The sequence below is a fragment of the Mixta sp. genome (genome assembly GCF_024610815.1).
Taxonomy (GTDB): Bacteria; Pseudomonadota; Gammaproteobacteria; order Enterobacterales; family Enterobacteriaceae; genus Mixta; species Mixta calida.
The window spans coordinates 1-21908 of the sequence record NZ_JANION010000226.1 but is presented as its reverse complement, the minus strand read 5'-3'; the positions used below and the strand labels follow the sequence as shown (position 1 = coordinate 21908).

Here is a 21908-nt window from a genome sequence, read left to right as displayed (position 1 = left end):
ACGTAAAGCTACCAATCCATTCCACATTTTAAAGAACGCTATTAGCCTGATTTAAAAGCGTTTTAAAGAATAGTCACCGATACCCACCAGCGCTTTTCACTTCATCACAAAACAAAATATCAACACAGAAAACTACTCGCCCTTTTCTTTCGCCCAATAAAAAGGGAGCCTTTCAGCTCCCTTCTCACTTACGATTTTATCAGGCCAGACGACCGTGGCACTGCTTGTACTTTTTGCCGGAACCGCACGGGCACGGGTCGTTGCGCCCTACTTTGCGTTCGCCGGTTTCGGCGGCCAGCGCGGCGGCGGCCTGCGTTTCATCATCAACGTGGCTTAGCTGCTGCTGCTGCGCCAGACGCTCAGCTTCTTCACGACGCTGCGCCTCCATCGCCTCCACTTCTTCCGGCATGCGCACCTGCACCTTGCTCAGCGTGCTGATCACTTCATACTTCAGCGATTCCAGCATAGCGGCGAACATAGCGAAGGATTCACGCTTGTATTCCTGCTTCGGATCTTTCTGCGCATAGCCACGCAGATGGATGCCCTGACGCAGATAGTCCATCGCCGCCAGGTGCTCTTTCCACAGGGAATCCAGGGTTTGCAGCATCACGCCTTTTTCGAAGTTGCGCATCATCTCGGCGCCGACCACTTCTTCTTTACGCAGATAGACTTCCTTCGCCTGCTCAAGGATGCGCTCGCGCAGCGTCTCTTCATGCAGCTCCGGCTCTTTGTCCAGCCACTGTTTAATCGGCAGCTCAAGATCGAAGTCGTTTTTCAGGCGCTCTTCCAGACCGTCCACATCCCACATCTCTTCCAACGACTGCGGCGGAATGTAGCTGTCGATAGTGCTCTTGAAGACATCTTCGCGGATGCTGTTGATGGTTTCGCTGACGTCGGAAACGTCCAGCAGTTCATTACGCTGTGAGTAGATGGCGCGACGCTGATCGTTAGCGACGTCATCATATTCCAGCAGCTGCTTACGAATATCAAAGTTACGGCTTTCAACTTTACGCTGCGCGTTAGCAATCGCCTTGGTTACCCACGGATGTTCGATCGCTTCGCCCGGCTTCATGCCCAGCTTGCGCATCATATTGGTAACGCGATCGGAGGCGAAAATACGCATTAGCGCATCTTCCATCGACAGGTAGAAGCGGGAAGAACCTGGATCGCCCTGACGACCGGAACGGCCGCGCAGCTGGTTATCGATACGGCGCGATTCATGACGCTCGGTGCCGATAATATGCAGACCGCCGGACGCCAGCACCGCGTCGTGGCGTTTTTTCCAGTCCGCCTTGATAGCGGCGATTTGATCTTCGGTCGGGTTTTCCAGCGCTGCGACTTCGGCCTGCCAGCTGCCGCCCAGCATAATATCGGTACCACGGCCTGCCATGTTGGTGGCGATGGTGACCGCGCCAGGCTGACCCGCCTGCGCGACGATATCCGCTTCACGCGCGTGGAATTTGGCGTTCAGCACGTTGTGCTTGATGCCGGCGCGCGTCAGTTCATTAGAGACCACTTCCGATTTTTCGATGGAGATGGTGCCCACCAGGATCGGCTGGCCGTTCGCCGTACGCTCGCGAATATCTTCGATGATCGCATCGATCTTCTCCTTCTCGGTCATGTAGACCAGATCCGGCAGATCCTTACGCACCATTGGACGGTTGGTGGGGATAACGATGGTGTCCAGCTTGTAGATCGAGCTGAATTCAAAAGCTTCAGTATCAGCAGTACCGGTCATACCGGCCAGCTTCTCATAGAGACGGAAGTAGTTCTGGAAGGTAATGGAAGCCAGCGTCTGGTTTTCGTTCTGAATCTCGACGCCCTCTTTCGCTTCCACCGCCTGATGCAGGCCATCAGACCAGCGACGACCCTGCATGGTGCGCCCGGTATGCTCATCGACAATGATCACTTCGCCATCTTTAACGATGTAATCTACGTCGCGGGTAAACAGCGCATGGGCGCGCAGCGCGGCGGTGACATGGTGCATCAGCATGATGTTGTTCGGCGAATAGAGCGACTCGCCCTCCGCCATAATGCCTTCCTGCACCAGCAGCTCTTCAATAGAGACCAGGCCGCGCTCGGTGAGATGCACCTGACGCGCTTTTTCGTCCACAGAGAAGTGACCTTCGCCCTGGAAGGTGTCGGAATCTTCTTTTTCCTGACGGATCAGGCGCGGAATGATTTTGTTTACTTTGATATAGAGCTCAGAACTGTCTTCCGCCGGGCCGGAGATGATCAGCGGCGTACGGGCTTCGTCGATCAGAATAGAGTCGACCTCATCCACCAGCGCATAGTGCAGCTTACGCTGTACGCGCTCTTCCGGGCTGAACGCCATATTGTCGCGCAGGTAATCGAAGCCATATTCGTTGTTGGTGCCGTAGGTGATGTCGGCGGCATAGGCCTCGCGCTTGGCGGGCGCCGGCATGCCCGGCAGGTTGATGCCGACGGAGAGGCCGAGGAATTCAAACAGCGGACGGTTGTTTTCCGCATCGCGCTGCGCCAGGTAGTCGTTCACGGTAACGACGTGCACGCCTTTGCCGGTCAGGGCGTTCAGATAAGCAGGCAGCGTCGCGGTCAGGGTTTTACCTTCACCGGTGCGCATTTCAGCGATGCAGCGATCGTTCAGCACCATGCCGCCGATCAGCTGGACATCAAAGTGACGCATGCCGAACACGCGTTTACTGGCTTCACGCACGGTCGCGAACGCTTCCGGGATCAGGCTGTCTAGCGTCTCGCCCTTTTCCAGGCGGGCGCGGAATTCCTGGGTCTTCGCTTTCAGTTCATCATCGCTGAGCTTTTCAAAATCCGGCTCCATTTTGTTGATGATTTCTACCGCTTTACGCATGCGACGCAGCGTACGATCGTTGCGGCTACCAAAAACTTTGGTTAATAACTTAATCAGCATAATAAATACATTCTCATCTTCACCGCGCTGTCTCTCTGCGGCTCGTTTTTATAGTGATATGGTTTAAGGCATGTTGGGGCTTTAGCTAAGAATGTATGGACCGGCGCGAATACCCTGCACCTGAGCGAGCCAGATACCGGCATGGTAATCGGGCGTAATGGAAAGCGCGGCGTGTTGGGTATGACGAATGATGACCGGGCGGCGCGGCTCATGCGTCAGCAGCGCGTTAAGCGTATCCAGCAATGCGATCTTCTGCACCGCCAGCGGCAGCGCCGTTTCAGCATCGGGCAAATTTTGCGGCGCAAGCGCGAAAGAAAGGTGGCGAATAACGGTGCGGATGGCGTGCTGATGCCAGTAATCCACCGTAAAGCTGGCGCGACGGGCATTCCCCTGCAGCAGCGCCAGGTTATCGAACCGAACGACGCTGTTTGTGCTCAAATTTTTCGCGGCGGCTTCGGGACGATTATTTTGCTCAGCATTCTGCGCATGGGCTGCGGGCAGGCCGAGGCTTGCCGCCACCATGCCGAACAAGAGATGCGGCCAAAAATAACGCCTGCCTAATTGTCGCCAACGGTGAAAAATAGCGATCACAACGGTTTCCGTCTGGCAGGGTGAAGCCTGCCCTTCTTCAATGAATGATTAGCAGCTGTATTCCATCTGACGCAATACGCCTGTTGCTGCTTTTAACGAGGGCAAATCTTATCATCATTGCGCGCGTTAAACATCAGATCGTAGCGGGAGGAAAAGAAAAGAGCGATATTCTGAACGCAACGGCACAAATGATGCGCATCCTGCGGCAGAAATAAAAACGACTGGCTTTGCTGGCCGGAGAGAGTGAGCCAACGCTACCAGTCGTTTTAAGCGGTTAAGGCGAATTACGCCAGAACCAGATTTGTTGCCCTGAATGCCACCGGCAGTTCAGCTTCGTCTTCAAAGGTCGCCCATTCCCAGGCTTCCTGTTTCGCCAGCACTGCCTGCAACAGCTTGTTGTTCAGCGCATGACCTGATTTGTAGGCGGAAAACGCGCCGACAATATTGTGGCCGCACATAAACAGGTCGCCGATAGCATCCAGCATTTTGTGACGAACGAATTCATCTTCGAAGCGTAAACCTTCTTCGTTCAGTACGCGGAAATCGTCTAACCCAATCGCGCAATCTAAACTACCGCCCAGGCACAGGCCTTTGGACTGCAGGTATTCGATTTCACGCATAAAGCCAAAGGTTCGCGCGCGGCTGATCTGGCGCATAAACGCTTCCGTAGAGAAATTCAGCTGATAGCGCTGTGAGCTGGAGTCGATCGCCGGATGTTTGAAATCGATCGTAAAGTCGAGCGAAAAACCGTTGTACGGTTTAATTTCAGCCCACTTATCGCCATCTTCAACACGCACGGCCTGCTTAACGCGCACGAATTTCTTCGGGCTGTTCAGCTCTTCCACGCCCGCGTCAACCAGCAGGTAGACGAATGGCGCGGCGCTGCCGTCCATGATCGGCACTTCCGGCGCGTCCACTTCGACAATAATGTTGTCGATGCCGAGACCTGCCAGCGCAGCGTTCAGGTGTTCTACGGTAGAGATACGCACGCCTTCATCATTCACCAGGCAGGTACTCAGCATGGTGTCGCGCACGTATTTTGCATCAGCCGGGAAATCAACCGGTGGATTCAAGTCAGTGCGACGATAGATGACCCCGGTATTAGCCGGCGCAGGGCGTAACGTCAGGGAGACTTTCTTGCCGGTATGCAAACCGACGCCAGTCGCCTGAACAATACGTTTTAATGTCCGTTGTTTGATCATCGTATTATCTCGCAAAATATCATCCGACCGTCAGTCTATATCACTGACGGGCGAAGATTTTAGCACAAAGAGCGGAGAATCCCAATTCTCAGGTTATTCCTAATCTGCCTGTTTGCGCAGGAAAGCGGGAATATCCAGATAATCGGGCTCTTTGCCAGACTGCGAGCTTTGATCGTTAACCACTTTAGCAGCAGGTTTCTGCGGCTCCTGCGGCAGCGGCGACATGCCGTGCTGCTGATAGCGATGATCCATTACCGGCTGGCTGGTTGCCTGCTTGTTGGTCACCAAAGTGATTTCTGGACGCTTGTCCATGCCGATGCCGGTCGCAACGACAGTCACGCGCAGTTCGTCGTTCATTTCCGGGTCCAGAGAGGTGCCGATAACCACGGTGGCGTTATCCGACGCGAAGGCGCGGATAGTGTTACCGACGGTCTCGAACTCATCCAGACGCAGGTCGAAGCCAGCGGTGATGTTGACCAGCACGCCGCGCGCGCCGGAAAGATCGATATCTTCCAGCAGCGGGCTGGAGATCGCCATCTCTGCCGCTTCTTCCGCACGGTCTTCGCCGCAGGCCACGCCGGATCCCATCATGGCGTAACCCATTTCGGACATGACGGTGCGCACGTCAGCGAAGTCGACGTTCATCAGACCCGGACGGGTGATCAATTCGGCGATGCCCTGCACCGCGCCTTTCAGCACGTCGTTCGCCGCGCCGAAAGCGTCCAGCAGCGAAATGCCGCGGCCCAGCACTTTCAGCAGTTTGTCGTTCGGGATGGTGATCAGCGAGTCGACATGCTTGGACAGCTCAGCGATGCCCTGCTCGGCAAACGCCATACGCTTTTTGCCTTCGAAATTGAACGGCTTGGTGACGACCGCAACGGTCAGGATGCCTAAATCCTTCGCCACTTCCGCAACGACCGGCGCCGCGCCGGTGCCGGTGCCGCCGCCCATACCGGCTGCGATAAACACCATATCCGCGCCGTCTAACGCGGCGCGCAGCGCTTCTCGATCTTCTTCTGCAGAAGTACGACCCACTTCAGGGTTCGCGCCTGCACCCAGACCTTTAGTAATGTTGGTGCCGATTTGGATGGTCTGGCCGACTGCAGTTTTGCGCAATGCCTGGGCGTCCGTGTTCACAGCGAAGAACTCTACGCCTTCGATGCGCTCGCGGACCATATGCTCTACGGCGTTGCCGCCGCCCCCGCCGACGCCGATGACTTTAATCACCGCGTCGTTGGTTAATTCCATTGGTTCAAACATAATTTCTCTCCGTTATGTGCCTGTCGCCTGGAGATCATAAAATAGTGCTAGCATGATCCCCTTTTAGAAAAATTAAAACTCTTTTTTCAGCCAGCTGTTGATACGTTTAAACCAGTTGCCAACTGACGCACGTTTTTCAACATCCGCCTCACCGCTCAGGTGAGACTCTTTTCCATAGTGCAGAAGACCTACCGCCGTTGAGTAGTAAGGCTCCTGCGCATAATCCGTCAATCCGGTAATATTCAGCGGCTGCCCGATGCGCACCTGGGTATGGAATACCCGCTGCGCGCAGGCGGCCAAACCTTCAATTTGCGCCGCGCCGCCGGTCAATACAATACCCGCCGCCAGATGATGCTTCACGCCCTGCTGACGAAGCTGCTCCTGCAACTGCAGGATTTCATCGTTCACCAGGTTAAGCAGCTCGGTGTAACGCGGTTCAATGACTTCAGCCAACGTCTGACGCTGTAGGCTGCGCGGCGGACGACCGCCTACGCTCGGCACCTCAACGTTCTCATCTTTACCGACGATCGATCCCAGCGCGCAACCATGACGAACCTTGATCGCTTCCGCATCGGTCGGCGGCGTGCCGAAGGCATAGGCGATATCGCTGGTCACCACGTTCCCCGCATAGGGGATCACTTTGGTGTGGCGCAGCGCGCCGCCGGTATAAACGGCGATATCCATTGTACCGCCGCCGATATCGACAACGCAGACGCCCAGCTCACGCTCATCTTCCGTCAACACTGCGAAGCTCGAAGCCAGACCGGCGAAAATCAGTTGGTCAACTTTCAGGCCGCAACGTTCAACCGCTTTCACGATGTTTTTCGCCATGTCGTTGTGACAGGTGATTAAATGTACTTTCGCCTGCATGCGCACGCCCGACAGCCCGACCGGGTTTTTGATTCCTTCCTGGTAGTCGATGGCGTATTCCTGCGGGATTACGTGGAGAATGCGGTGTTCATCGCGCACACGCACCGATTTTGCGGTATGTACAACGTTTTCCACATCTTCCTGCGTGACTTCTTCTTCAGAAATCGGAACCATCCCGATTTCGTTCTGACAGCTGATATGTTTGCCGGATAACGCCAGATAAACCGAGGAAATCTGACAATCCGCCATCAGTTCCGCCTGATCGATGGCGCGCTGAACGCATTTCACCACCGATTCAAGATCGTTTACGCCGCCTTTATCCATACCGCGGGACGGGCAACTGCCCACCCCAATAATGTTGACCATGCCATCGGGCAGAATTTCCCCTACTAAAGCGGCGACCTTAGCGGTGCCTATCTCAAGTCCTACTACCAGTTTTCTGTCCGTCGCCTTGATCATTGTTGTTTAGCCTGTGCCTGATTCTGTTGCTGATTACTGTCCTGAGGCTCAATAAATGCCGGAGCCCAGCCAACGGCAGCGCCGGAGTCATAGCGCAAATCGACATAACTGACGCGCTTATTGTCAGCGGTGGCCTGCTGTTGGATCACCGGCCAGAGTTCAATAAACCGCTTAAGACGCTTCATGTTATCGCTACGGCCCAGCTCAATACGTACATCATCGCCAGTGACCAGCTGCCAGGAATGACGAGCGGTCATGGATGCTGCTTTAACGCTAAACTTGCTGGCGGCCAGCACCGCGCTCATCTGACGGTAGCCATCCAGCACATCCTGCTCGTTACCTTCGGGGCCATACAGCAACGGTAGCGTCTCTTTGCCGATATGGTTAGCCGGGACGCTAAAAGATTTACCTTCCGCATCAACCATATGTAAATCATTCCACCGCGCGACCGGCACATACTCAACCAGATGAATCTTTAATTCGTCCGGCCACTGCTTGCGTACACTGACCTGCTTGATCCACGGCAGACGTTCAATCTGCTGCTGAATCACATTTACATCTTGTGACATAAAAGTGCCTGGCGCGCCCAGCGATAAAATGGCCTGACGGATATCGTCATTGGTGGTGTAGTGGGTTTTTCCCGTCACCACCAGCCTCGACAGCGGCAGACGCGAGGCGTCGTTCATCCATTTCAGCACCGCGGCGCCGCCCGCCAGCATGGTGCCGATCACCAGCAGCAGGAAGATAATTCCTGCTAGCCGGGAGCCATTGCTGCGTCCGGTGCGCGCTTTTTCCTGCGCTTCCCGACGTACGTTCAAAGCCGCCTGCGACATCTTAGTCGGCCAGCTCCAGAATACGCGCCACCAGCTGGGAGAAGCTCATCCCCGCCTGTTTCGCCGCCATCGGTACCAGGCTGTGGCTGGTCATGCCCGGCGAGGTATTCACCTCGAGCAGATAAAAGCTGCCGTCGCCGTCCATCATCACATCCACGCGTCCCCAGCCGCTGCAGCCCAGCGTGCGCCATGCGTTCAACACCAGCTCGCGCAGTTCCGCCTCTTTCTCCGCGCTTAAGCCGCTTGGGCAGAAGTATTGAGTATCGTCAGAAATATATTTCGCTTCATAGTCATAGAAGTCGCTGGCCGGCTGGATGCGGATCGAAGGCAGAATCTGCTCGCCCAGAATGGCGACGGTGTATTCCGGCCCGCTCAGAAATTTTTCTACCAGCACATCGTCGTCGTGACGGAACGCCTCTTCCAGCGCCGCAGGCAGCTCGGAAGGCTGGTTAACGCGAGAGATGCCGACGCTGGAGCCTTCACTGCTTGGCTTAACGAACAGCGGCATGCCCAGCTGCGCGATGCGCTGCGCCAGCGTGTCGTCCAGTCCGGCATCCATCTGCTGACGATTAATCCAGACGTACGGCGCCACCGGCAAATTCGCGCCCTGCCACAGCAGCTTGGAACGCCATTTATCCATGGTGATGGCCGAGGCCATCACGCCGCTGCCGGTATAGGGGATCTGCAGGAAATCCAGCACGCCCTGCAACGTGCCGTCCTCGCCGCCGCGCCCGTGCAGCGCGATAAACGCCTTTTCAAAGCCTTCTTCTTTCAACCGCATCACCGGAAAATCGCGCGTATCGACGCCGTGCGCGTCAATGCCAGCTTCTTTCAGCCCGGCAAGTACCGCCGCGCCTGACATCAGCGAGACGTCGCGCTCAGCGGAGGTACCGCCCAGCAGTACCGCTACTTTTTCAGCCATGATGTTCCTCTTCATTGGTCTGCGGTTTAAGTTTCTGTTCAGCCAGACGGCGGGCAATCTTACCTACGTTGCCAGCGCCCTGTACCAGAATCAAATCGTTGCCGCTCAGCGTCGGCGCCAGCATCTCCAGGATCGTATCGTGATCCGGCACGAGAATCGGATCCACCTTGCCGCGTCCGCGGATCGTGCGGCAGAGCGATCGGCTGTCCGCGCCTGGAATCGGCGTTTCGCCCGCGGAATAGACATCCAGCATTAGCAGAACGTCTACCTGCGACAGCACATTGGCGAAGTCGTCATACAAATCGCGCGTACGCGTATAGCGATGCGGCTGAAAAATCATCACCAGCTTTTTATCCGGCCAGCCTGCGCGCGCCGCTTTGATAGTGGCGTCGACTTCAGTCGGATGGTGGCCGTAATCGTCGACCAGCATGGCGCTGCCGGAAGTGCCGTTGACGTTATCCAGCGGGAATTCGCCCAAAAAGTCGAAGCGACGGCCGGTGCCCTGGAAACTTTCCAGCGCGCTGAGGATATCTTCATCATCGATCCCCTCCTCCGTCGCGACGGCTACCGCCGCCGCCGCGTTCAGCGCGTTATGGCGGCCCGGCGCGTTCAGCGTGACGCGCATCAGCGGCTTATCGTGACGCACCAGCGTAAAGTGGCCCTGCGCGCCGTGCTGCTCATAATCTTCAATACGCACGTCGGCATCATCGCTGAAGCCGTAGGTGGTGATCTGGCGACCGACGCGCGGGATGAGATCGCGAATCACCGCATCGTCGACGCACAACACTGCGCGGCCGTAAAACGGCAGGTTGTGCAAAAAGTTAATAAATGTCTGCTTCAGATTTTCGAAGTCGCCCTGGTAGGTATCCATATGGTCGGCTTCAATATTGGTCACGATCGCCACCATCGGTTGCAGATGCAGGAACGACGCGTCGCTCTCATCTGCTTCGGCGATCAGATAACGGCTGCTGCCCAGGCGTGCGTGCGTGCCGGCCGCTTTGACCAGCCCGCCGTTGACGAAAGTCGGATCGAGCCCGCCTTCGGCGTAGATGCTGGTCACCATCGCCGTGGTTGTGGTTTTGCCGTGCGTGCCGGCCACGGCGATGCCGTGGCGGAAACGCATCAGCTCCGCCAGCATTTCAGCGCGGCGGATCACCGGAATACGCGCTTCGCGCGCAGCGATAATCTCCGGGTTATCCTGAGTTATCGCGCTGGAGACCACTACCACGCTGGCGTCGCTGACGTTTTCCGGGCGATGATGAAAATAAATTGTGGCGCCCAGCGCGGTCAGGTGCTGCGTTACCGCATTGGGTGCGAGATCGGAACCGCTGATCTGATAACCTTCATTGGCCAACACTTCGGCGATACCGCCCATGCCGGCGCCACCGATGCCGACAAAGTGAATGTGCCGGACGCGACGCATCTCGGGCACGATAGAACGCAGTTTCGCCAGTTGTTGAGTATTCATCGTTTCTTTTGCCTGTCGGTACCTCAGGTACCTTATCTCTGTTCTGTTAACGCGCGACGGCGCTGACTTCTGCCGCTACACGTTCGGTAGCGTCCGGAATCGCGACCTGACGCGCATTTTGCGCCATGCGCAGTAGCGTAGGTCGATCCCACTGCGTTAACGTTTCCGCTACCGCATCCGCTGTAAACTGCGGCTGTTCGAAAATACGCGCTGCGCCCGCTTTCTCCAGCGGCAGCGCATTCCAGTACTGCTGACGATCTTTATGCTGAAACGGTACGAAAATGGCCGGCAGACCGGCCGCCGCCACTTCGCTGACCGTCAGCGCGCCGGAACGACAAACCACCACGTCGGCCCATGCGTAGGCCGTCGCCATATCGTCAATAAATTCGCTGATTTTATGCTGCGTCTGCCCGGCCTTTTCATAATCGGCCATGACCTGCGGCAGATTGCCTTTGCCGGTCTGATGCCAGAGCGTAATACGGTCGCCCATCAGCGCCGCCACCTGCGGCAGCGTCTGGTTAAGTACGCGCGCGCCCTGGCTGCCGCCCACCACCAGCACGCGAATCGGACCCTCACGCCCCGACAGACGCTGCTCAGGGCTGCTGAGCGCCAGCACGTCGGTGCGCACCGGATTGCCGACGACGTCCGCATGGGGAAAGGCGCCGGGAAACGCCTGCATCACTTTCGTCGCCAGCTTCGCCAGCCATTTGTTCGTCAGGCCAGCGATGCCGTTTTGCTCATGCAGCACCACCGGGATGCCGCAGCTCCATGCGGCCAGGCCGCCCGGACCGGAAACATAGCCGCCCATACCCAGCACCACGTCCGGCTTCCACGCTTTCATAATGCTGCGCGCCTGACGCCAGGCGTTGAAAATTCGAATCGGCGACGCCAGCAGTGCCTTCAGGCCCTTGCCGCGCAAGCCGCTGATGCGGATAAAATCGATTTCGATGCCGTGTTTCGGCACCAGATCGGCTTCCATTCGATCGGCTGTGCCCAGCCAGCGCACCTGCCAGCCCTGCGCCATCAGATGATGCGCGACAGCCAGACCGGGGAATACATGCCCGCCGGTACCGCCAGCCATCACCATCAACCGCTTTCCACTCATCGCGCACCTCGGGTAAACGCCTGCGCTTTACTCAGGCGCGTTTCATAATCTATGCGTAACAACAACACGATGGCCGTCGACATAATAATCAGACTGGAGCCACCGTAACTGATTAAGGGCAACGTCAGGCCTTTGGTGGGCAACATGCCCGCGGCCGCGCCGACGTTAACCAGCGCCTGGAAGCTAAACCAGACGCCAATGGAACAGGCGAGAAAACCGGAAAAACGCTGGTCAAGCTCCAGCGCACGACGGCCAATCGACATCGCCCGAAAAGCGACGAAGAATACCATTAACAGCGCTAAAACCACACCGATATAACCGAGTTCTTCTCCGATAATGGAGAAAATGAAGTCAGTATGCGCCTCCGGCAAATACTCCAGTTTTTGCACTGAGTTGCCTAATCCCTGCCCCCAGAATTCGCCGCGGCCGAATGCCATTAACGACTGGGTTAACTGGTAGCCGCTGCCGAACGGATCTTCCCAGGGATCCCAGAAGGAGGTCACGCGGCGCATACGATACGGCTCGGCAATGATCAACAGGATCACAGCGAAAATGCCGGATCCAATAATCGCCAGGAACTGCCACAGCTTGGCGCCCGCGAGGAACAGCATCGCCAGGGTGGTGACGAACAGCACCACCACGGTGCCTAAGTCCGGCTGCGCCAGCAGCAGTACCGCCAGCACTACCATCACGCCCATCGGCTTACAGAAGCCCCAGAAATTGTTGCGCACCTCTTCTACCTTGCGCACCAGATAGCTGGCGAGGTAGCAAAACAGCGACAGCTTGGAAAGCTCGGCCGGCTGAATACGCAGCGGGCCCAGCGCGATCCAGCGCGATGCGCCGTTAACCGAGCTGCCCACCACCAGTACGATCAGCAGCATCACAACTGATGCCAGAAGCATCACATTGCTGTAGCGCTGCCATACTTCCATCGGCACGCGCAGCGTGACCATCGCCATGCCAAAAGCCAGCAGCAGATAAAATGCGTCGCGCTTGGCGAAGAAAAAGGGATCGTCCGACAGACGCTGCCCAACCGGCATCGAGGCGGAGGTGACCATCACAAAGCCGATGATCGCCAGGCCGAACGTCAGCCACAACAGCGTGCGATCGTAGAGCACCATCGGCGCCGCATCGCTGTTTTCCCGGCTGCCCATTACCCATTCGCGCAGGCGCATCACCACGCCGCCCGCCATCCCTAAGCCTGGAATACGCATCAGCCCAGCTCCCGCGCCAGTTGCGCGAAACAGTCGCCGCGCTGCTCAAAATTACGGAACTGATCGAGACTGGCGCAGGCGGGCGACAGCAGGACGATATCGCCAGGCCTTACCTGCGGCGCAATGGCGGCCACGGCTTCGGCCAGGGTATCCGTTAGGGTGGAGATTTCCGGGCGCAGCGCCGCCAGCGATGCGCCATCGCGGCCATAGCACCAGACGCGAATCGCGTCGCCCTGTAAGTAACGCGCCAGCGGCGTGAAATCCGCCGACTTGCCGTCGCCGCCCAGCAGCAGCCACAGCGTGCCCTGCGCCTGCAGGCCGCTCAGCGCCGCTTCGGTACTGCCGACGTTGGTCGCTTTCGAATCATTGATCCAGCGTACGCCGTTGCGCTCATGCACCAGCTGGAAACGGTGCGCCAGCCCCTGAAACGTTGTTAACGCTTTCAGACTGCTGGCGCGCGGGATGCCAGCGGCGTCCGCCAGCGCCAGCGCCGCCAGCGCATTGGTATAGTTGTGCAGCCCGACGAGCTTCATTTCGTCGGTGTTTAATACTTTTTCGCCGTGCGCGCGCAGCCAGATGCTGCCCTGCTGGCGGTTGAGGTGGTAGTCGCCGACGTCGACGCCGAAGCTAACACAGCGCTTGTCCGCGCCGCGCACCGGCATTGTCAGCGCGTCATCGGCATTCACCACGCAGATCGCCGCGTTTTCATAGATGCGCAGCTTGGCGGCGCGATACTGCTGCAATCCCAGCGGGTAGCGATCCATATGGTCTTCGCTGAGGTTGAGAATGGTCGCTGCCGCCGCCTTCAGGCTGTGGGTGGTCTCCAGCTGAAAACTGGAGAGCTCCAGCACGTAAAGCTGAGCGGGCTGCTTCAGCAGACTAAGGGCCGGCAGGCCGATATTGCCGCCCACGCCCACCGTCCAGCCGGCCGCACGCGCCATTTCGCCCACCAGCGTGGTCACGGTGCTTTTGCCATTGGAACCGGTAATGGCGACGATAGGCGCCTGCGCTTCACGGCAGAAAAGCTCAATATCGCCGATGATTTCAATGCCCGCTTCGGCGGCTTCCGTCAGCAACGGATGGGCCAGCGCGACGCCGGGGCTGGCGATAATCAAATCCGACGCCAGCAGCCAGTCGCCGTTGAGCGATCCTAAATGGCGCTCCACGCTTGCGGGCAGTTTATCCAGGCCGGGCGGCGAGACTCGGGTATCCATTACGCGCGGCGTTACGCCCTGCGCTAAAAAGAAATCAACACAGGAGAGGCCGGTCAGCCCCAGCCCGATAATGACCACTTTTCTACCCTGATAGTCAGCCATAATTAACGCACCTTAAGGGTTGCCAGGCCAATCAGCACCAGCATCAGCGAAATGATCCAGAAGCGCACGATCACGCGCGGCTCCGGCCAGCCTTTCAGTTCATAGTGGTGATGGATCGGCGCCATACGGAAAATGCGCTGGCCGCGCAGCTTGAACGATCCCACCTGCAGGATGACGGAGAGCGTTTCAACAACAAACACGCCGCCCATAATCACCAGCAAAAATTCCTGACGCAGCAGCACCGCGATGGTGCCCAGCGCGCCGCCCAGCGCCAGCGAGCCGACGTCGCCCATAAAGACCTGGGCCGGATAGGTGTTGAACCACAAGAAACCCAGCCCGGCGCCGACGATGGCGGTGCAGACAATTACCAGCTCACCGGCATGGCGCAGATAGGGAATATGCAGGTAGCCTGCGAAATTCATGTTGCCGGTGGCCCAGGCGACCAGCGCGAAGCCCGCCGCGACAAATACCGTCGGCATAATCGCCAGGCCGTCCAGACCGTCGGTCAGGTTGACCGCGTTGCTGGTGCCGACGATCACGAAATAGGCGAGCAGGATATAGAGCAGCCCCAGCTGCGGCATAATATCTTTGAAAAACGGCACGACCAGCTGCGTCGCCGGCGTGTCCTTGCCCACGGCGTACATCGCAAAAGCTACCGCCAGCGCAATCAGCGACTGCCAGAAATATTTCCAGCGGGCGATCAGGCCTTTGGTGTCTTTGCGCACCACTTTGCGGTAGTCATCGATGAAACCGACGATGCCATAACCGACCAGCACCGTTAGCACGCACCAGACATAAGGGTTGGAGGGATAGGCCCACATCAGCACCGAAATGGTGATAGAGGTCAAGATCATGATGCCGCCCATGGTCGGCGTGCCGCGCTTGCTGAAGTGCGACTCCGGCCCTTCGCTGCGCACCACCTGACCGATCTGCAGCTTTTGCAGCCAGGCGATCAGGCGCGGCCCCATCCACAGTGAGATAAACAGCGCGGTCAGCAGGCTGACGATGGCGCGAAACGTCAAATAGGAAAAGACGTTAAAGCCGGAATAAAAAGCGACCAGATGTTCGGCCAGCCAGACTAGCATGTTCCTTTCTCCTGTAAGTTTTGTACTACCTGCTCCATGGCGGCACTACGAGACCCTTTAACTAAAACGGTAATAATCTGATGCTCTGCAAGCAGCGACTGGAGGCGCGCGATCAAGGCGGCCTTATCGCTGAAGTGTTCGCCCGCGCCGCTGGCGTCGCTGATATGCTGACTCAGCGCGCCCACGCTCAGCACTTTATCTATGCCCGCCTTACGCGCGGCCTCGCCCACTTCGCGATGGCATTCGACCGCTTCCGCACCCAGCTCCGCCATATCGCCGGTAACCATTACGCGGTAGCCTGGCATCTCGCCCAGCACCTGCGCGGCGGCGGTCATTGAGCCAACGTTCGCGTTGTAGCTGTCGTCCAGCAGCAGCTTCTGCGGCGCTAAGGTTATCGGGAACAGACGTCCCGGCACCGCTTTCAGCGTCGCCAGGCCCTGAACTATCGCTTCCGGCGGCGCGCCGACAGAGAGCGCCAGAGCGCTGGCGGCCAGCGCGTTGGCGATGTTATGACGACCCGGCAGCGGCAGCGAGACCGCCAGCGCCCCCTGCGGCGTATGCAGCGTAAAGGTGGTGCCCTGCGGATTTACCGCAACATCGGTCGCGTAAAAATCAGCCTGCGCGTCCGCGGTGCCGGAGAAGCGCCAGATGCGCTGCTGGGTCAACTGCGTCTGCCAGCGCGGCCAGTCATTGCTGTCGAGGTTAATAATCGCCGTGCCGTTTTCCGGCAGGCCGAGGAAAATTTCGCCTTTGGCTTTCGCCACGCCTGCCAGCGAGCCGAAGCCCTCCAGATGCGCAGCTGCCAGGTTATTCACCAGCGCGCTTTCCGGGCGCGTTAAGCGGGTGGTCCAGGCGATTTCACCTTGATGGTTGGCGCCCAGTTCAATGACCGCATACTGGTGCGCTTCGGTCAGGCGCAGCAGCGTCAACGGCACGCCGATATCGTTGTTCAGGTTGCCGGCGGTATAAAGCGTTTCGCCACACTGACGCAGAATAGCGGCGGTCATCTCTTTTACCGAAGTTTTGCCGGAGGAGCCGGTCAGCGCCACTACGCGGGTTTTCACCTGCTGACGCACCCAGGCCGCCAGCTCTCCTAAGGCGATGCGCGTATCGCTGACCACCACCTGCGGCGCGTTGATTTGCAAGCGCTTACTCACTAATAATGCCGCCGCGCCGCTGGCCATCGCCTGGTCGGCAAAATCATGTGCGTCAAAGCGTTCGCCCTGCAACGCAATGAACAAACAGCCCGGCGTCACTTTACGGGTGTCGGTGGTCACTTCGCTTATCGCGATATCCCCCTGGCCGACTAACGTGCCGTGAGTAATCTGCGCCAGCGTTTCAAGAGAAAGCGTAATCATGCCATCACCCCCAGCAGACGCGCGACGGTTACCCGGTCGGAATAGTCGAGACGGCGGTTGCCGATAATTTGATAGTCCTCATGGCCTTTGCCCGCCACCACCACGATGTCCTGCGGCTTCGCCTGCATAATGGCGTTGGTTACCGCCTGCGCGCGTCCCGCCATTACGCGGGCACGGCCCGGATCGAGCAGGCCGCTCAGAATGTCGTTTACAATCGCGGCGGGATCTTCGCTGCGCGGGTTGTCATCGGTGATAACCACCACGTCTGCGCACTGCTCAGCAACCGCACCCATCAGCGGACGTTTGCCCTTATCACGATCGCCGCCGCAGCCAAAGACGCACCACAGCTGCCCTTTGCAGTGCAAACGCGCGGCTTCCAACGCTTTTTCCAGTGCGTCAGGCGTATGAGCGTAATCGACTACTACGGTCGGCTTGTCCGGCGCGCTGAAGACTTCCATGCGCCCGCAGACCGGCTGTAGCTGACGCGCGCTGGCGATCAGCTGCGCCAGCGGATAGCCCAGCGCCAGCAGCGTCGCCAGCGCCAGCAGCAGATTGCTAACGTTAAAGGCGCCCATCAGGCGGCTTTCCAGCTCGCCGTCGCCCCAACTTGAACTGAAGCTCACCGTCGCGCCGTTATCGTGATAGCGCACCGCCGTCGCCTTCAGCCAGCGATTATGGCTGTCGGGCAGCAGATTGTTTTCCATCGTGACCGCGATGGCGTCAGGCAGCTTCGCCAGCCAGCGGCGGCCTGTTTCGTCATCGGCGTTAATAATCGCTTCGCCGATCTGATGTTCAGAGAACAGCAGCCATTTCGCCGACTCGTAGCGCGTCATATCGCCGTGGTAGTCAAGATGATCGCGGCTGAGATTGGTAAACACGGCGGCGGCGAAAGGCAGCGCCGCAACGCGATGCTGCACCAGACCATGAGAGGAAACCTCCATCGCCGCCACGGTCGCGCCCTGCCCTACCAGCGCATCGAGCACCTGCTGCACATCAACCGCCGATCCGGTGGTGTTTTCCGTCGGCACCAGACGACCATAAAGGCCGTTGCCGACGGTCCCCATCACCGCGCCGGTTTCGCCCAGCAGGCTCGCCCACTGCGCCAGCAGCTGGGTGGTGGTGGTTTTACCGTTGGTGCCGGTCACGCCGATTAAACGCAGCTTTTCCGCCGGCTGTTGATAAAAGCGTCCTGCCAGCGCGGAAAGCCGCTGCGGCAGCTGCGACAGATAAATCACCGGCACGCCGTGCATTTCACGGATGTCACCATCCTCCGCTTCGCCTTCGGCTTCAGCGATGACCGCCGAAACGCCCTGCGCGATAGCCTGAGGAATAAAACGTCGCCCATCAACGTTATGGCCTGCGACAGCCACAAACAGATCGCCGGACGCCGCCACGCGGCTGTCCAGAGTCATTTCACGAAGCGGACGCTCCGGCGCGCCAGGCACCCACGGAGCCAGTAGGTCGCGCAAGTTACGATCTGTCACTTGAACCCTCTTTCTTGTTGTTAACCAACTCATTCTTTTCACCAACCGGCAGCGCATCCGGTTCAATATTCATGGTGCGCAACACGCCGCCCATGATGGCGCCGAATACCGGCGCCGACACGGCGCCGCCGTAATATTTGCCCGCCTGCGGATCGTTAATCACCACCACCAGCGCAAAGCGCGGATGGCTGGCGGGCGCCACGCCGGCAGTGTAGGCGATATATTTATTGACGTAGCGACCATCGGGACCGACTTTTTTCGCGGTGCCGGTTTTAATCGCGATGCGATAGCCTTTGATCGCGGCCTTCACGCCGCCGCCGCCCGGCAGCGCCACGCTTTCCATCATATGCACCACGGTTTTCACCAGCTGCTCAGGAAAGACGCGTTCGCCCGGAACCGGCGGATCGACTTTTGTAATGGAGAGCGGACGCGCGACGCCATAGCTGCCGATGGTGGCGTAAACGCGCGCCAGCTGGAGCGGCGTCACCATCAGCCCATAACCGAAAGAGAAGGTGGCCCTTTCAATATCGGACCACCTTTGTTTTTGGGGATACAGGCCACTGCTTTCCCCGACCAACCCCAAATTGGTTGGTTTGCCCAGCCCAAAGCGTGAATATGTTTCCACTAGCGCTGAGGAGGGCATCGCTAACGCCAGTTTTGATACTCCGACGTTACTCGACTTCTGCAAAACCCCGGTGAGGGTTAGTTCGTTATAGCGCGCGACGTCCTTGATTTCATGGCCGTTGACGCGGTAAGGAATAGTGTTCAGCACGCTGTTTTCCCGCACCACGCCGCGTTGCAGCGCGGTCATCACCACCATCGGCTTGACGGTGGAACCCGGCTCGAAGATGTCGGTGATGGCGCGGTTGCGCATCACATCTTTCGGCGTGTTGCTGAGGTTGTTCGGGTTGTAGGCCGGGCTGTTGGCCATCGCCAGCACTTCGCCGGTATTGACGTCGACCAGCACCGCCGTGCCGGATTCCGCCTTGTTGAAGGCGACGGCGTTATTTAGCTCGCGGTAAACCAGCGCCTGCAAACGCTCGTCGATGCTGAGCGCCAGGTTATGCGCCGCCTGGCTGTCGACGGTGGAGATATCTTCAATCACGCGGCCGTAGCGGTCTTTACGCACCGTCCGCTCGCCCGGCTGACCGGTCAGCCAGCGATCGAAGCTTTTTTCCACCCCTTCGATGCCCTGACCGTCGATATTGGTAAAGCCGATAAGATGAGAAGTGACCTGCCCGGCGGGATAGTAGCGGCGCGACTCTTCGCGCAGATGGATGCCCGGCAGCTTCAGTTTCTTGATGTAATCACCGATCGCCGGGTTAACCTGGCGCGCCAGATAGACAAAGCGGCCTTTCGGGTTGGCGTTGACGCGGTTGGCCAGCTGATCGAGCGGCACGGAAAGCGCGTCGGCCAGCGCTTTCCAGCGGCTGTCGAGCGTAATGCCGCCGTGGTCATGCAGCTCTTTAGGATCGGCCCAGATAGCGTTTACCGGCACACTCACCGCCAGCGGACGACCGGCGCGATCGGTAATCATGCCGCGCGCGGTGGGTATCGCCTGTACGCGCAGCGAGCGCATATCCCCTTCCCGCACCAGGCGTTCGGGGTTAATCACCTGCAGCCAGGCGACCCGCATCATCAATCCCACCAGCGCCAGGAAGATGCCGCCGCACAGCAACGCAAAACGCCAGCTGACAAAGCTGGCCTGATCTTCCTGTTTTTTCAACTTAAGCGCTTTGGTAGCGGATCTCATGGAGTCCGGGATTCCTTATTGATGTACCACAATATTTTCCTGTGCCGGGTCGACATGCTGCATCTGCAGTTTTTCCGTCGCCGTGCGCTCAACGCGGCTGTGGTCGCCCAGCGCGTTCTCTTCCAAAATCAGGTTGCGCCACTCAATATCGAGCGCGTCGCGCTCCAGCACCAGCTGCTCGCGCTGCGCCGTCAGCAGGCGCGTTTTGTGCGCCGTCGTCACGACCAGCACAGCCGACACCAACACGGCAATCAACAGCAGCAGCGGAATTTTGCCATGACGCAGCAGGTCGCCGCCGATAACGCCTGGCAGGCTGTGCCGCTCATTTCCGATCATGATGTCGTTCTCTCCGCTATACGCAGCACCGAACTGCGCGCGCGTGGGTTCTCCGCCACTTCCGCTTCGCCCGGCATCATTTTGCCGAGCGCTTTCAAATGACGGCCGCCGAGCTTCTGCAGCTGCGCTTCAGTCATCGGCAGCCCGGCCGGCACCTGCGGGCCGCGGCTCTGCTCACGCATAAAGCGCTTTACCAACCTGTCTTCCAGCGAATGGAAACTGATAATGGAAAGCCGTCCGCCGGGCGCCAGTGCCGTTAACGCGCCCTTCAAAGCCTGTTCAATCTCTTCCAGCTCGCTGTTGACCCAAATGCGGATCGCCTGGAAACTGCGCGTCGCCGGATGCTTGAACTTATCCTTTATCGGCGTGGCGGCGGCGATCACTTCCGCCAGCTCTTTGGTGCGCGTCATGGGTTGCAGACGATTACGCTCCACAATGGCGCGCGCGATACGCCTGGCGAAACGCTCTTCGCCATAGGTTTTCAGCACGAAGGCGATATCGTTCTCTTCCGCCTGCAGGAGCCATTCGGCAGCAGAAAGGCCGCGCGTCGGGTCCATACGCATATCCAGCGGACCGTCGCGCATAAAGGAGAAGCCGCGCTCGGCGTCATCCAGCTGCGGCGAAGATACGCCCAGATCAAGCAGTATGCCGTCCACTTTTCCGGTCAGGCCGCGCGCCTCGACATAATCCGCCAGCGCCGAAAAAGGCCCATGAATAATGGTGAAGCGCGGATCGTCAATGGCAGCGGCGGCAGCGATAGCCTGCGGGTCGCGGTCAATGGCGAACAGTCTGCCCTGCTCTCCCAGCTGGGAAAGGATCAGGCGCGAGTGTCCGCCCCGACCAAAGGTGCCGTCGATATAAACGCCGTCTTCTTTAATGTTGAGCGCGTTGACGGCTTCATCCAACAGCACCGTGGTATGTATAAAGTTATCCTGCATAGCTATAGTGACAAATCCTGCAACCGCTCTGAAAGCGGCTCCTGAGCGGCTTGCTCAGCGTCAATATCTTCCCTGACTTGTTGATACCAGGTCTGTTCATCCCACAGTTCAAACTTATTAAACTGTCCAACCAGCATCACTTCTTTTGTCAGACTTGCGTGCTGACGCAGCGTACTGGCGATCAGTAAACGGCCAGCGCTGTCCATCTGACATTCGCTCGCATGTCCCAACAGCAGGCGCTGTACGCGGCGCTCTGCGGGATTCATGCTGGATAAGCGAGAGAGTTTTTGTTCAATGATTTCCCATTGCGGTAAGGTATAAAGCAGCAGGCAGGGCTGATGGAGGTCAATGGTGCAAACCATCTGGCCTTCAGATTCCTCAATCAGCGTTTCGCGATAACGCGTTGGCACGGCCAGCCGCCCTTTGCTATCGAGGTTGACTAAGGTTGCGCCACGAAACATCTCAGCTAATGCCCTCAGTTACCCTTTTTTGCCACTTTATCCCACAAATTCCCACGAAAGGAGTTTACGGAGCGGAGGAAATCATTGTCAAGCTACGCAACAGGCCTGGCGGGATTATTTCTCAGCGTAATAAAAAGGCGCAAAGTTAAAAATGAGGATGATTCTGACGGGTCTGAAAAAATAAACTGATGAATAGTGGTAAAAAAATCGTGGCGCCATTAAATCTGCGCAAAAAGAAAACAGTTTTTACCACGAAGATGAAGGGTTTGCAGTTTGCGACAACGGCGACATTTTAGGGTCATTCCGATAAAAAGGCCGCCTGTGTGCCAGGCGCCGCGCGGCGTCAGT

At 58.1% G+C, this 21908-nt stretch carries 18 protein-coding genes; all 18 read right to left on the bottom strand.

All coding sequences use genetic code 11. The features are described from left to right. Positions 1–199 precede the first annotated feature (199 nt). The 18 genes from secA to mraZ all read right to left on the bottom strand — a co-directional run bounded on the left by secA (position 200) and on the right by mraZ (position 21560). Complete coding sequence (secA, locus tag MYY08_RS17425) at positions 200–2905, bottom strand: preprotein translocase subunit SecA (RefSeq protein WP_038628235.1); 2706 nt, start codon at positions 2903–2905, stop codon at positions 200–202. 81 nt (positions 2906–2986) lie between these two features. Further along, positions 2987–3496, bottom strand: coding sequence for a secA translation cis-regulator SecM (secM, locus tag MYY08_RS17420; RefSeq protein ID WP_038628237.1), 510 nt, complete (start codon positions 3494–3496; stop codon positions 2987–2989). A 284-nt stretch (positions 3497–3780) separates the two neighbouring features. Next, positions 3781–4698, bottom strand: a complete 918-nt coding sequence (gene lpxC / locus MYY08_RS17415; protein WP_038628240.1) for a UDP-3-O-acyl-N-acetylglucosamine deacetylase — start codon at positions 4696–4698, stop codon at positions 3781–3783. Positions 4699–4797: 99 nt separating this feature from the next. Beyond that, positions 4798–5958 (bottom strand): cell division protein FtsZ, encoded by a 1161-nt coding sequence (gene ftsZ, locus MYY08_RS17410; protein ID WP_038628243.1) that lies wholly within the window; start codon positions 5956–5958, stop codon positions 4798–4800. Between the two features lie 72 nt (positions 5959–6030). Next, complete coding sequence (gene ftsA, locus MYY08_RS17405) at positions 6031–7287, bottom strand: cell division protein FtsA (RefSeq protein WP_038628246.1); 1257 nt, start codon at positions 7285–7287, stop codon at positions 6031–6033. Next, entirely contained in the window at positions 7284–8120 is an 837-nt protein-coding gene (gene ftsQ, locus MYY08_RS17400) for a cell division protein FtsQ (protein WP_038628249.1), read from the bottom strand. Before ftsQ ends, ftsA begins: the two co-directional genes overlap by 4 nt. A gap of 1 nt (position 8121) precedes the next feature. Further along, positions 8122–9042 (bottom strand): D-alanine--D-alanine ligase, encoded by a 921-nt coding sequence (locus MYY08_RS17395; RefSeq protein WP_038628252.1) that lies wholly within the window; start codon positions 9040–9042, stop codon positions 8122–8124. Further along, entirely contained in the window at positions 9035–10510 is a 1476-nt protein-coding gene (gene murC, locus MYY08_RS17390; RefSeq protein WP_038628254.1) for a UDP-N-acetylmuramate--L-alanine ligase, read from the bottom strand. The genes MYY08_RS17395 and murC overlap by 8 nt, the downstream gene beginning before the upstream one ends. A 46-nt stretch (positions 10511–10556) precedes the next feature. After that, a complete protein-coding gene (gene murG / locus MYY08_RS17385; protein WP_038628256.1) occupies positions 10557–11615 on the bottom strand; it encodes an undecaprenyldiphospho-muramoylpentapeptide beta-N-acetylglucosaminyltransferase in 1059 nt (352 codons plus the stop codon). Next, positions 11612–12829 carry a cell division protein FtsW gene (ftsW, locus tag MYY08_RS17380; protein WP_038628258.1) on the bottom strand — a complete coding sequence of 406 codons (1218 nt, stop codon included), beginning with the start codon at positions 12827–12829 and terminating at the stop codon, positions 11612–11614. The genes murG and ftsW overlap by 4 nt, the downstream gene beginning before the upstream one ends. After that, positions 12829–14145 (bottom strand): UDP-N-acetylmuramoyl-L-alanine--D-glutamate ligase, encoded by a 1317-nt coding sequence (gene murD, locus MYY08_RS17375; RefSeq protein ID WP_038628261.1) that lies wholly within the window; start codon positions 14143–14145, stop codon positions 12829–12831. The genes ftsW and murD overlap by 1 nt, the downstream gene beginning before the upstream one ends. Before the next feature lie 2 nt (positions 14146–14147). After that, positions 14148–15230 (bottom strand): phospho-N-acetylmuramoyl-pentapeptide-transferase, encoded by a 1083-nt coding sequence (gene mraY / locus MYY08_RS17370; RefSeq protein ID WP_038628263.1) that lies wholly within the window; start codon positions 15228–15230, stop codon positions 14148–14150. After that, positions 15224–16588 (bottom strand): UDP-N-acetylmuramoyl-tripeptide--D-alanyl-D-alanine ligase, encoded by a 1365-nt coding sequence (gene murF, locus MYY08_RS17365; protein ID WP_084969995.1) that lies wholly within the window; start codon positions 16586–16588, stop codon positions 15224–15226. The genes mraY and murF overlap by 7 nt, the downstream gene beginning before the upstream one ends. Further along, entirely contained in the window at positions 16585–18072 is a 1488-nt protein-coding gene (gene murE / locus MYY08_RS17360; RefSeq protein WP_288015122.1) for a UDP-N-acetylmuramoyl-L-alanyl-D-glutamate--2,6-diaminopimelate ligase, read from the bottom strand. Before murE ends, murF begins: the two co-directional genes overlap by 4 nt. Further along, a complete protein-coding gene (ftsI, locus tag MYY08_RS17355; protein WP_038628269.1) occupies positions 18059–19825 on the bottom strand; it encodes a peptidoglycan DD-transpeptidase PBP3 in 1767 nt (588 codons plus the stop codon). Before ftsI ends, murE begins: the two co-directional genes overlap by 14 nt. Before the next feature lie 15 nt (positions 19826–19840). Next, entirely contained in the window at positions 19841–20161 is a 321-nt protein-coding gene (ftsL, locus tag MYY08_RS17350) for a cell division protein FtsL (protein WP_038628271.1), read from the bottom strand. Then, positions 20158–21099, bottom strand: a complete 942-nt coding sequence (rsmH, locus tag MYY08_RS17345) for a 16S rRNA (cytosine(1402)-N(4))-methyltransferase RsmH (RefSeq protein ID WP_038628274.1) — start codon at positions 21097–21099, stop codon at positions 20158–20160. Before rsmH ends, ftsL begins: the two co-directional genes overlap by 4 nt. Positions 21100–21101: 2 nt before the next feature. Next, entirely contained in the window at positions 21102–21560 is a 459-nt protein-coding gene (mraZ, locus tag MYY08_RS17340; RefSeq protein ID WP_038628276.1) for a division/cell wall cluster transcriptional repressor MraZ, read from the bottom strand. Between the last annotated feature and the right edge of the window lie 348 nt (positions 21561–21908).

Bases quoted from the DNA above. Each gene is read 5' to 3' on its own strand.
- secA (WP_038628235.1), bottom strand. From the start codon at position 2,905: ATGCTGATTAAGTTATTAACCAAAGTTTTTGGTAGCCGCAACGATCGT.
- lpxC (WP_038628240.1), bottom strand. From the start codon at position 4,698: ATGATCAAACAACGGACATTAAAACGTATTGTTCAGGCGACTGGCGTC.
- ftsZ (WP_038628243.1), bottom strand. From the start codon at position 5,958: ATGTTTGAACCAATGGAATTAACCAACGACGCGGTGATTAAAGTCATC.
- ftsA (WP_038628246.1), bottom strand. From the start codon at position 7,287: ATGATCAAGGCGACGGACAGAAAACTGGTAGTAGGACTTGAGATAGGC.
- ftsQ (WP_038628249.1), bottom strand. From the start codon at position 8,120: ATGTCGCAGGCGGCTTTGAACGTACGTCGGGAAGCGCAGGAAAAAGCG.
- MYY08_RS17395 (WP_038628252.1), bottom strand. From the start codon at position 9,042: ATGGCTGAAAAAGTAGCGGTACTGCTGGGCGGTACCTCCGCTGAGCGC.
- murC (WP_038628254.1), bottom strand. From the start codon at position 10,510: ATGAATACTCAACAACTGGCGAAACTGCGTTCTATCGTGCCCGAGATG.
- murG (WP_038628256.1), bottom strand. From the start codon at position 11,615: ATGAGTGGAAAGCGGTTGATGGTGATGGCTGGCGGTACCGGCGGGCAT.
- ftsW (WP_038628258.1), bottom strand. From the start codon at position 12,829: ATGCGTATTCCAGGCTTAGGGATGGCGGGCGGCGTGGTGATGCGCCTG.
- murD (WP_038628261.1), bottom strand. From the start codon at position 14,145: ATGGCTGACTATCAGGGTAGAAAAGTGGTCATTATCGGGCTGGGGCTG.
- mraY (WP_038628263.1), bottom strand. From the start codon at position 15,230: ATGCTAGTCTGGCTGGCCGAACATCTGGTCGCTTTTTATTCCGGCTTT.
- murF (WP_084969995.1), bottom strand. From the start codon at position 16,588: ATGATTACGCTTTCTCTTGAAACGCTGGCGCAGATTACTCACGGCACG.
- ftsI (WP_038628269.1), bottom strand. From the start codon at position 19,825: ATGAGATCCGCTACCAAAGCGCTTAAGTTGAAAAAACAGGAAGATCAG.
- ftsL (WP_038628271.1), bottom strand. From the start codon at position 20,161: ATGATCGGAAATGAGCGGCACAGCCTGCCAGGCGTTATCGGCGGCGAC.
- rsmH (WP_038628274.1), bottom strand. From the start codon at position 21,099: ATGCAGGATAACTTTATACATACCACGGTGCTGTTGGATGAAGCCGTC.
- mraZ (WP_038628276.1), bottom strand. From the start codon at position 21,560: ATGTTTCGTGGCGCAACCTTAGTCAACCTCGATAGCAAAGGGCGGCTG.